Origin of the sequence: Caballeronia sp. J97, assembly GCF_905220305.1 — a bacterium.
Lineage (GTDB): Bacteria > Pseudomonadota > Gammaproteobacteria > Burkholderiales > Burkholderiaceae > Caballeronia.
On sequence record NZ_CAJMZL010000017.1, the window covers coordinates 143064 to 154423 of the forward strand.

The 11360-nt window shown below is 55.2% G+C and carries 8 protein-coding genes; 2 read left to right on the forward strand and 6 right to left on the reverse strand.

Features of this window, described 5'->3' with window-relative positions; genetic code table 11:
- Positions 1-256: 256 nt before the first annotated feature.
- Complete coding sequence (locus tag U4Y90_RS21725) at positions 257-853, reverse strand: hypothetical protein (protein WP_321797597.1); 597 nt, start codon at positions 851-853, stop codon at positions 257-259.
- 489 nt (positions 854-1342) lie between these two features.
- Here U4Y90_RS21725 and U4Y90_RS21730 point away from each other — a divergent pair, with 489 nt between their 5' ends.
- A complete protein-coding gene (locus U4Y90_RS21730) occupies positions 1343-2035 on the forward strand; it encodes an alpha/beta family hydrolase (protein WP_321797599.1) in 693 nt (230 codons plus the stop codon).
- A gap of 411 nt (positions 2036-2446) precedes the next feature.
- On the opposite strand, the gene U4Y90_RS21735 is transcribed toward U4Y90_RS21730, so the two are convergent.
- The 5 genes from U4Y90_RS21735 to U4Y90_RS21755 form a co-directional block, all read right to left on the reverse strand.
- A complete protein-coding gene (locus U4Y90_RS21735; RefSeq protein ID WP_321797601.1) occupies positions 2447-2842 on the reverse strand; it encodes a hypothetical protein in 396 nt (131 codons plus the stop codon).
- Between the two features lie 1065 nt (positions 2843-3907).
- Positions 3908-4792 (reverse strand): plasmid partitioning protein RepB C-terminal domain-containing protein, encoded by an 885-nt coding sequence (locus U4Y90_RS21740; RefSeq protein WP_321797603.1) that lies wholly within the window; start codon positions 4790-4792, stop codon positions 3908-3910.
- Positions 4789-5688, reverse strand: coding sequence for a ParB/RepB/Spo0J family partition protein (locus U4Y90_RS21745; protein ID WP_321797605.1), 900 nt, complete (start codon positions 5686-5688; stop codon positions 4789-4791). The genes U4Y90_RS21740 and U4Y90_RS21745 overlap by 4 nt, the downstream gene beginning before the upstream one ends.
- Entirely contained in the window at positions 5685-7247 is a 1563-nt protein-coding gene (locus U4Y90_RS21750) for a recombinase family protein (protein WP_321797622.1), read from the reverse strand. The genes U4Y90_RS21745 and U4Y90_RS21750 overlap by 4 nt, the downstream gene beginning before the upstream one ends.
- A 238-nt stretch (positions 7248-7485) precedes the next feature.
- Entirely contained in the window at positions 7486-7830 is a 345-nt protein-coding gene (locus U4Y90_RS21755; protein ID WP_321797606.1) for a hypothetical protein, read from the reverse strand.
- An 869-nt stretch (positions 7831-8699) separates the two neighbouring features.
- On the opposite strand from U4Y90_RS21755, the gene U4Y90_RS21760 reads away from it, so the two are divergent.
- Positions 8700-11249, forward strand: a complete 2550-nt coding sequence (locus U4Y90_RS21760; RefSeq protein ID WP_321797607.1) for an AAA family ATPase — start codon at positions 8700-8702, stop codon at positions 11247-11249.
- The last annotated feature ends 111 nt before the right edge of the window (positions 11250-11360 follow it).

Below are 11360 nucleotides of genomic sequence, written 5' to 3' on the forward strand. Positions count from 1 at the left end.
TGTTTGACGAAAATCAAGGCAAGCGCGTCTGTCGCAGCGTGAGCGGTATGGGTACATCGCTTTCTTTACGATCGACTGCGGCGCTGTTGAAACACCCGGCGGCCTATTTGGACCGGCGAAGGTGCTGCGGGGCAGATTGCCTGGAGTTGCTAGGGCTATTCGCTACGCGGCGCGGCCGGAGCCGGACCCACTGCGGACGATCGCGGGGCCGCGCACCTAATGGCGGCTATCGAGACAGCATCCGTCACCGTCACTTTTAGGACATGATTTTGCGGAACTCAGCAATATCTTGCTGATAGACTGGGGCTTGCTTCTTGATCCATGCGTCAAACCTGTCAAGGGTTAAGAGCGCCACCGGGCCAAGCTGCGCTTTCATAATTTCGAGATCGAGTCGTCCATGTTTGATCGACAACCGGATGAAGTCGAAGTAATTCAGCATCAGCGAAATGGAACTGCGGAGTTCAGGGTCTTCGTCCACCTTGGAAATCACTGCTTCCGGACTAAGCTTGCTCGATTCTTTTCCGAGCGCCACGCTTAGCTTTCGAGCGGATAGGAAGTGAGGGTCATCCCACTTCTCGATTAGACGAAATGTTTCTTCCAGCTTGTCACGCTTCCTTTCTTCCGCAGTTCGATCGAGGGCATCTTTTGACTGTCTATAGCTGATGTACGTTGCAAGCATGACACCGGCCGCCGCCAACATTGCGGCGCCAATTTCGACCATCTTGACTAAGCGTTCCCCAGGACGCTGGTTGAGCCAGACCGACACTTGTCCCGCACCGATCATGGCAACGATAGCTACGACCAACAGCCAGAAGGGCCCATCAATTTTTTTTGAAGATATGGGAGAACTCATATTTATGCAATCGAAACAGAGCGGAGAAACCTGTCCTATGTTTCGGCACCGGTATCCGCGTTCAGTCTGGTAAGTTATTAAAGCCGAGATTGTTAACCATCTTCACGCGAATGTCGAACGTCGCATTGTGGCCGGGCGCAGAACCTTGCAGCCGGCCATGCTCTTCCAGAGAGCCAGATATATGAACTGCGCCTTCGAGAACTTCCTTTGACGCTGATTGCAGTGTCGTAACAGCTCGCTGACAATGATGCAGGCGTGCTATTACGCAGATGTCTCAACGCGCGGATCACGTTGCGGCCCACAGGTCGGGCTTGCGGTCGTCAACCGGCAAAGCCCAACTGCGGCGCCGTTCACGATGGGCGCGCGCTCCATGGATCGGCCGGCAAACTCCACCCGCCCGATGCCTTGCCGGAGGCCGCCACAGACGCTCCCCGATGTCTCATTGACACAGAATCGGCGCAAAGGCCACAACGACACGACGTGAATACGATGGACGACTCAGAATCGCTTTCCCTGGCACTGCCCGACGGCACTAAGGTCTCTGCGCTCCTCCGAGTGCCGGAGAACGCGCGAGCCCTGTATGTCTTCGCGCACGGTGCCGGGGCGGGCATGCAGCACGCCGGCATGTCGTCATTGGCCGACGCGCTTGCGGCGGCCAATGTCGCCACATTGCGCTACCAATTTCCGTACATGGAGCGGAGCTCCAAGCGGGTGGACTCGCCGGCCGTGGCACATGCTACCGTTCAGGCAGCCGTCGCAGAGGCCCGCCGGCGGCTGCCTGCCCTGCCGCTCTTCGCGGGCGGCAGGTCTTTCGGCGGCCGCATGACGTCCCAAGCCCAGGCCATCTCCCCGCTCGACGGCGTGCGTGGGCTCGCTTTCGTCGCGTTCCCGCTGCACCCGTCGGGCGCGCCCGGCGTGGAGCGGGCACGGCACCTGACGGACGTCACGGTGCCGATTCTCTTCCTGCAGGGCACGCGCGACAAGCTGGCCGAGCTTCACCTACTGAGGTCGGTCGTCGAGACGCTGGGGCCACGCGCCAAGCTGCATGTGGTGGACGACGCCGATCATTCGTTCCACGTGCGCGCGTCCTCCGGCCGGACCGACGCGGAGGCCGTGCTCGAACTAGCACGGACGATGTCGGCGTGGTTCTTCGCCGAAGGAGAGTTTGTGCGCGTTACCTGAGCAAGCGCAGGAATGCTTGTAGCAGAGTCGGGACGGGGAGCCGGCGAACTCGCCGTGCTGCACTCGCCCGCTCAATCCCTTCGCGATCGGCAGATGGTCTGTCGCATAGCCACGATAAGCGACGCCTGTCGCGTCGGCGGCGTTTTGCCAGTGCGGAGCAAGCGATTTTGTCAGATCCGCTTGCGGTGACCTCTCCCCTGGGAATTGCTGAGGGCCATCTGCTTTGATTTGGCCGGCGCCGATCCGTGAGCGACCGCTTAGGGATGTGGCCGGAACCAGATGGCGGAGCGTCGAACAACGCGCATTGGCCGGTCACTGACCGACGCGGTCGCGCGAAATCGACCCTGGTCGGCCGTTCGACCCGCGACCGACCTCACGTCTCTTGATGAAGTGACGTGGTCGGTGACGAGCTCATTCTTCGCCGGACGCCGAAGCTTGATAAGCGTCTGCTGCCGCGTTTCGCGCCGCACGATAGTCCAGCACTGATGCCTTTGTGACAAACCGGTCGATCCCCGATTCATGATGAAGTTCGAGCTTCCCTTGCTCCAGCAGCTTAGAGATGTTCGGACGCGACACGAATAGCTGCGTAGCAGCCTCAGCGATGGACAGGAAGTCGTTTGTATCTGGTCGGTGCGAGGAGAACTGGCTTATCGCGTCGACGAGTATCGCTTCCAGTCCAGCGGCGAGCTCGCGTCGAACGTCGGGTGGCAGACCGGCCCCAACACGCGTCAACAATTCGTCCATACGTACGCGTGACAACTGCACTGCGTCGGTAACCGGAGGTGTCATCTTTCCGTCGGTTGACATGTTGGCTTCCAAGCGGAGGTAAGAAGTTCAGTGTATCCCCTTTGAGAAGACGTCGAAACGCTGCAATACCGGCTCTTATCCAACGTAAAGTCGACGCCGGAGTCCGGTGCTTCTGCCCATGCGAGCAGCCGAAGTTGGCCGAGTCTCGCCAGTCGTCATCCGAACGTTCGAACGATGCTCGCCCCAACTGCGAACGGCTACACGCGACCCACTGCCGCCGTTCGCCAATCGGAAGCTTCGGTGGCCGGCATGGGAAGCGGAGCCGACGCTCGAAAACACGATGCACCGATGCTTCAGTACGAAATCCGCACCCGTCAAAATCCGCTAGCGCAGCGGAACCATCCAATGCGATCACGAAGTTGGGGCCGGCCCGCAACGAGATTCGCGTCATTCGCGAGCGCTTTGTGCGGGTCAGTTACTCGACGCTGACACAACCAATCCGCATTCGCCTCGAAATTTCGACTGACGATTGCCTGAAACTCAGGATCGCGTGTATTCGCCTTGAACGATTATCCTCGTCCGAGCGAAACGCTGCATTTCAAACACGATCGTAGATGGAGTTTGCAGGATGCCGTAATCTCTCTACTACCGAGGCGAGGCCAGTGCGTCTGCCGATTGCTCACGCGTCGTCCCTAAATGTCACTTCTTATACGATGGTCTATGCACGAATCCAACGTTCAACTCAACACCGACGACATGCGGGTACATTGCGTCTGCTATCTAGTCTGTGCAACGCTAGTGTCGTATGGACTTACGCAATCATGGTCACTTTATCACCTAGTCGAATCTGCGCGCGTGTGGCATGCACGGTCGAAAATATCCTTTGACTGGATGACGCGCATTCAGCTTGGCCAACTCGCTTTGAAACTCTGCAAAGAACACGTCAAACAAAGGAGACGCTGCCCCCAAGTTGAAAATATCTTCACCGAAACACTTGCGCTGAATTTAACGAGTTCCGACGTGATCGAATTGTGGGCACTCTGTCGTGACGCGCTCAGACCGCGAAAGTCGTAACGAATGCACGCGAAAATAGCAATAACTGATTCGTTCACGGGCGGCGCATACTCATGCTTGCTCAAGCGATACCGACTCGAGGATTAGCTCGAATTCCTTCACCAAGTCTGGATGATGAACTAAGAGATACCGCATTATGTCTTCATTCTCGAGCAATTTTGCCAGGTAACCGCGAGCCAGCACTAGGTTCAAGACATCCTGACCGAAACTCTGTTCTGCGAGTTTATACCTGCTTTGCAGATTGCCCATTTCGCGCTCCATCTTCGCGATCTGCTCCTGACTCACAACGACGCGGCGAGGACGTCGCTTCCCTTCGACTAGCCGATCGGTCGGAGTCGCGGCCAACAGGGCCTCCGCATAGGCTGCAGTAATGTTGTTCGCCGCGAGCATAAGCTCAATGCATTCCACCTGCCGAGTAGGCTTCATTCTCCGAATCACCCGAGAAAGGCTTGGGGAGAATTGTTGGTCTTTGAGAAGATCGATCGCCTCGGGACAGATTCCGTCCAACAAGGTCGCCTTACTGATGATATGAGAGAGATTGACGCCAAGTGCCTTAGCTAAGCGCTCGGGCGACGCACCTCTTTCCATCGCTCGTCGAATCATGTAGTGCTCTTGCAGAGCCGATAGTCGATTCACCCGATTGTTGTAGGTGTAACCTTCGTCATCGGTCGATACCAGACACGCTGCATGTGAAATACCAAGCGATCGTAACGCTATAAGTCGCAGATGCCCGTCCAAAAGGACGAAGCCTCCGAGATTCTTGTCCTCAGGCATGACGGAGAGTGGTTCAATGAGGCCAACCTCCTGGATCGATGAGACAATCTGCTTGAACTTCCGTGAGCTTGTTAGTCCAGCAGTTGGCTGTCTTGACGGTAGGACCGATTCTAGCGGGACACTAATCGGCTCTGGAATGAAAGCCAGTTGAATTCGGCTCATGCTGCGCTCCCGGGCCATACACGGTCGGCCAAGTATTTGGGTAAGGAGCTGATTGCTTCAGCGCGTAACAGATTCACGAAATTCTCGTCGGCGAACAGTTGGCGCAGCGCGCCGACAATGAAGAGCAGGCGCTGTTGCGTGAAGTCTGCTTTTCGCACGAGTACCTTCTGCCGTTTGGCCTCGTTTTGGTATGTTCTGACCAGTCCGCTCGCGGTCAGCGTGGACCTTTTCCCTGGCGCTTTGTGGATCATCGACCTACCAAGCAATTGCCGCTTTTCAATCACATGCCGAGCTCGAACTAGTTGCCTTCCGCGAAGTTGCCCGTTTTCGTATGCTTCTTGAAGTGCGCTTTGGACAGCGTTATCATCGTCGCCCGCACGGACGATCGACAGCGCAGCATTCAATGGAATCGCCCCACTCTCAACCGATACGAGTAGGCGCTCCTCACCGTACTTGAGCAAAGTCAGAATTCCTTGGATGTATGATGCAGCTAAGCCCGTTTTTTCAGCGATTGCTCTGGCTCCGTATCCTTTTTCAGCCAATTGCCGGATGCCGAAAAGGAGTTCAAGTGGACGGTATTGGCGACGCGCGATATTTTCCGCAAGACTCATGATAAGGGCGTCTTCATCGTCGACATCGACTACTAATGCAGGAATCTCGCGCTCTCCCAAAGACGTGAACGCCGTCAAGCGTCCCTCTCCGCAAATTAGGATGAAGCGCTCAGTGCCGTCTGATGCTATTCGCGAAGTAACTACGATCGGCTTTTTGAGCCCGATCGCCTGAATGTTCCCAACAATCTCCTCAAATATTCGACTGTTACGATCGCGGTGATTGAGTATCTCGATGCGTTCGATCGGGACAGTTCGGATTACGAGTGGATTGACGCATGCATTCATGCTACTCTCCGAAGGAGCGCGCGTTCAGCCATGCGATAAAGGTAGTCAAGTGTGTCAAAGCGATAAGTTTCGAGTTCCACCGAGTTACGCTCGGCCAGTTGAATATCACGTTGTCCAAAGTCGACACGCGGTAGCAGATAATAGTCGTGAGGCGACTCGTTCCCGTCTTTCATTCTTACGGCAACAGTTATATCGGGAAGCAAGCTCGCATCAAATCGAACTTTCCACCTTCGTTTCGCCAAACCCACGTATTGACAGCGTGCCAAGACGATCGAAACCGTAAATTCTCGATTGATGTACAGCACATCCGTGGCAGGATCTCGCACAGTCTCACCACCAATCTCGGCGATCAATCGCTCCGTGTTATTTACGATCTCTGGATGCAGTCTGCGAAGAAGTCGGTTTAACTCGACATATTGATAGTCCCGGTCTGGAGTGAATCCTACGGCTTTATACGCTCTAACCAAACTGCCAAAACGATAACAGTAGACAGAAGACGACGGCATCCCTTCGGTTTCATCAATCACAATTCCAGAAAGAAAGCCGCGTGATTGATAGAGTTCCCTCAGACGCCCCAACAATTCGTCGCAAGAGTATCGATGCGCACGTGCTCGGATGATCCCTTGGGCTATGTAGAATATGTCTGGCGACAAGACCGGCTTAAATGCTCCGTCTTTTCTAATCCACATTTCTGGCGGATTCGCCACCCTGAGTTTCTTGAGTTTGAACGAAACCCTGTTGTAGATGTTGTTGCCAATGTACTTTTCGTTGGTGAGGACCTCATGTACCGTCGCCCTGCTCCACACACGATCGAGGTCGGTCCGAACATTCATAGAGTTCAATCTCGCCGCGATTTGGGCTTCGGGTAGAGATTCCTCGATGAACCACTGGTAGATCAAACGAACCATTCCGGTCTCATTCTCAGGTCCTGGCATCAAGACCACCCGATCGGTTTGCAAGCTCTTACGTTCTCCGCGCCCAAGTTCCGACTTGACCAGCCCACTTTGGTCGAGAAGAACTCTCCTTAGGCCGAAGCCGGCCGGCCCTCCTTGTCGGAAGCCGAGCTCAATCAATCGGCATTGACCGGCGAAGACTTTCGCTGATAACTCCCTGCTATACTCTCCGGCCATCGCCCGTTTGACACCTTTAACGATAGTTGAGACAGGAGATCCATCGTTCTCGAATTGCTCAGCACAATAAACAACATTGATGCCGGAACGCCTGCACACATACTCGTAATAGGCACTCTCATCGGCATCCTGAAATCGTCCCCAGCGACTGACGTCATATACCAGTATGAGTTGGAAGTCGGCAGTGCGTGCTTCGACGTCATGGATGAGCCGCTGAAGTGCTGCGCGCCCGTCTAACCTAAGGCCGCTCTTCCCCTCGTCTGCATAAGTCGCAACGATCCTGAGCCGATGCTGATTGGCATAGTCTCGAATCTTTGATCGTTGGTTCTCTGCGGAATACTGTTGGTGTTCGGTCGACATACGAACATACTCGGCAGCTCTCGTATGGAGGCCGTCTTCAGACACCATTGTTTCAGAATCGCCTGCCATTCCTGCCACCAGTCCGATGACCCGCTTCATGTGAACCGTAGGTTCGTCCGAGCGAACTTCCAATCGACGCCCTACGGACCGGAGCGCTTCGCGTCGGAATCAGAGTAGCAGCGCGTAACGTTAGGTGGCACGAGTCATCTATTTGCAATCGTTCCGTACGAAGCCCCCGGGCCTCTCAGCACTGTGAGGTGAACAATCCACCCGTTCATTTTTGCGTGCGACAGGCTAGGTGCGGCCGTCAATATGTACGTTCCCGATCGCAGGGAGGAGTCGAGCCGCCAGACGTCCATGTTTGCAGCAGCACGTCGATTTGATGTCCGCTTCCTCTGGTGCTCACGGTTGCGATCGACATAATCCGGATGCTTTTCCCGATAAGACCTCCAATAATCGGGATTTCGCGCTCGCCAATCAGCACTGGCTCGAAGCTGATTCTCCCGATAGTCGCCGTCAGACTGCATCCGCTCTTTCTGCCAGAGCCTTCGTCGCGTGAGCTGACATTCGTGACTGGAGCAGTACAGCTGATTGGGGCATTGCGGCCGTACTTTGAATCGTCTTTTGCAATTCCCGCAGCGACGGAAGACATCCATTTTCCACTCCCAGAGTCAGATTCACGGGCTTCGACTTGGGCCGATGAGCTGGTTACGCCTTTAGCGACGGAACGGGGGTTGCTGGTTCACTTCCAACGGACAACGGACTGGCAAAGTTCGAAAGCCGTGGGGGTTCCGTCTGTACCTCAGTTTTGAGATCTTCCCCGCGTGCAGTTTCCCCCGAGATCTGCGACATGCTGATCCTTAAGATGATCTCGTCCTCCTACCACCTTGCTTTTGGCGACCGTTGACGACGGTGCCACTGTGGTCGCTCTAACGGCGTGAATGGCCGCTATCAAGGATACTTCAGCCCTATGGATGTCGGCTTTCAAAGAATCTTCGAGGACCACTTTTGGCCGTCAGTTCGCGTTGATACCACCCGCCAGACAGCTGACGTCGCCGAGCTCAGCGTCGGATCCGCAGAGCCACGGTCCGATGGCGCTTCCGGCCAATAGTTGCCGCTCGTGCAACTCTGAAAGCCGCCATTCTAAGAACCGTTCCACTTCGGAGGCTACTGACTTCGGGACGGAAGCAAGTCGGCCTCAGTTGATGCTCGCGGGCGATTTATGGTCGGACGGCTGCGAGACGCTTTATGGCCGCTTGCACTGATCAATCGCGTGTCGCACGTCCGGCGGCCACGTTCTCCGATGGTGCGAGCCTGCTATCACAGCTGTTTATGCCGTAGAAAATCCGGTCCAAGTCAGCATATATCATACAATAGAGCAAGACATGCAGCGCCTCGGGCGCAAACCCCAGAATTAGCTGCTCGAGTTCAGGACAATCTTTCAAAAGAAAAATGACTACGGCAAACGAGAGCGTCTTCGCGCATAAAGCGCGACTACATGGATTCGTGCGGTGCGGGCAGTTGGACGAGGAAGTCCTCCGCGCTCTTCTTCCGAATGGCGAGCCTTTGGAGTACGAGCGCCAACTTTGGGACTACAAGCTTAAGCTTCCAAGCTTGGCATCATCACGCAAGCCGACCGCAGAAGAACTTGCGGAATTCAACGGTGCGATGGCGGAAGTTATGAAAGACGTCGCCGCCTTCTACAACTCGTTCGGCGGTTACATCGTCGCAGGCGTTCGGAACTCACCGCGTGACATTGTGGGCTTCTCAGACGGATTCGATTGCGATGAGCTGAATAAGCGGTTTCTTGCTGCGACTGGGCAACAAGTGGAATGTTGCTTCAGAACTTTCACAACACGCGAGACCGCTGATAGGGCCGTGGGCATCCTATTTATACCGCAGCGAGGCTACGAGAAACTTCCGGCTCAATTCGGTAAGGATGCGCCCGAGAAGCCGAGCGGAAAGCGACCTTATGGCAAAGGGGACATCTACTTCAGGTTCGCAGATCAATGCATTCGTGCAGAGTCGTCCGAACACTTTGCTTTTCTGTTCGCGCCTGGTAAGCGTGCTATTCACCATATGGCCATGGCGCAAACGCCTGTAGCAGTTATGGCCTCGAACCTTGCAGATCGTGACCCGGGTTTCATTGAATTTGTCGGTCGTGAAGACTACCTCGGCTCCCTTTGGAAATGGTTCCTAGACAAGTACAACTCTGTCAAACTTCTTGCTGGCATCGGAGGGGTAGGAAAGACCACACTGGCGCACGAGTTTTGTGACCAAGTCGCGAGCGCTTCTCCATTCGGGTTTCACCGAATAATATGGCTCAGCGCGAAGCGCCAATTTTATACGGCGGTGAACGGTCAATACGTTCCGTCAAGTCGAGTGGACTTCGCCGACGTCGAGGACGTGCTGCGAACCATTTGTTTGGAGCTTGGCGCTTTGCAGGAAGACGTGCCGTTGGAGGCAGGACGCGAGGCGCTCATGGATCGCGCGATCGACGCGCTCCGCATCTTGCCAGCCTTGGTGGTGGTGGATGACATTGACTCGCTTGAACCCGATCTGCAGCAAGATCTCTTTCATACGCTTATTTCCCTGTTCGCTCATACGGCGGGGAAATCGGTCGTCGGGTCTCGAGCGGTATTGACAGCGCGACTCGATCTTGGCGCAGCGCCGGGCCAAGTTTTACGTGTGAAAGGTCTTGATCTTGACGATTTCTGCGACTTCGTCGAAGTCACAAGTGCTGCCCTCAGTCTTCCCTCGGTGGCTGAGCGGAACTCCAAACAGATTAAACGGTTTCACGAAGTCACAGAGGGATCGCCCACGTTTGCATCATCTGTTCTGCGGCTAGTGTCGCTGGGCGAGACGTTGGACCAGGCGCTAACCAAGTGGAAAGGTGCTGATGGGGAGGACGTCCGCCGTTTTGCGTTTGATCGGGAACTCGATCAGCTTCCAGACGCCACAAGGAATGTGCTCTTTGCTTTGTGCGTACTGACTCAAAGCACTCTTGCTGAACTCAGCACGGTGCTGTCACGTAGCGTGCAACAGGTCCGTGATGATTTCGCAGAGCTTAGAAAGTACCATTTGCTGTCGCATGCCGACGTAAATCTTCCTGGCGGGGCGCTTGTGACCATCCCGGGAAGTATTAGGATGATGCGGGACTTGTTAAGACTCAAAGTTCGAAACCCGAAAAAAATCGAGGCGGACTGTGTTCGCGCTCGAAAAGCCGCGCCAGTCGTCCGATCTGACTTGGGTCCAGAAATTCGCCGGGTGACAGACTTATGGAATCTGGGTCAGTCAAGCGACGCACTCGACGTTGCGGAACTTCTCGACCGAAAGTATCAAAACAGGGACATCAAATGCCTGTTAGGTCGTGCATATCAAATGACAGTACCCCCTGACTTCAAGAAGAGCGAGATCGCACTCCGGAAAGCACATGAGCTTGGTTGTCAGCGGGCGGAGCTTTTGCCCCTTTGGGTCACGGCGAAGTCGGAACTCGGAGATTGGACAGGTCTTCTAGAAATTACTAAATTTACCGAGGACAAGATTCCTGCCTCAGATATCCTAATCAACCGTGCAGATGCTTATCAACAACTCGCCGAAATGGATAGGCGAGCCGGGAACCTAAGAAGCGCCGCACAGCGGTACGCAGAGGGCGGTCGGGAGATCGACGACGTCCTAAAGCGCAGCAGAGCCGCGCGCCAGTCCCTCCAGTTGAAGCAGTTTAGAAGAGAGGTTTTGATTTCGCATGTCGAGTTGATCGAACGTACGACAGCAGGTGCCAACGACTACTTGGACGTGTGGTTGGCGGCAGTATTGTGCTACGACTGCTTCGTCCGGTCGCCACGTATTATCCGCCTTGGTGCTGGCCGGCTCTCCGAGTGGTGGGCAGCGGTCGAGAGACGAGATTCATCGTCGGCGAAGTCTCAACGCGTTCTTGAGATTCAGCTTAGAAGGCTCAGGGATATTATTGTCAGCTTGCGCGCTGCGGATTCTACGGATGCGATCACGATGGAGGAATTGGAGAGCATCGCAAGTGACTTGGATCGTCGCTCAGCCTTGTACACGCAATAGGCGCTGGCATTTAGACGTCTTGCGAAATGACAAAGGGATCTTCGAAACGTTCAGATACCATCGCAGCCTCCATCTGCTTCGCTTGATTTGAACGCGGATACGGCCGCCTAA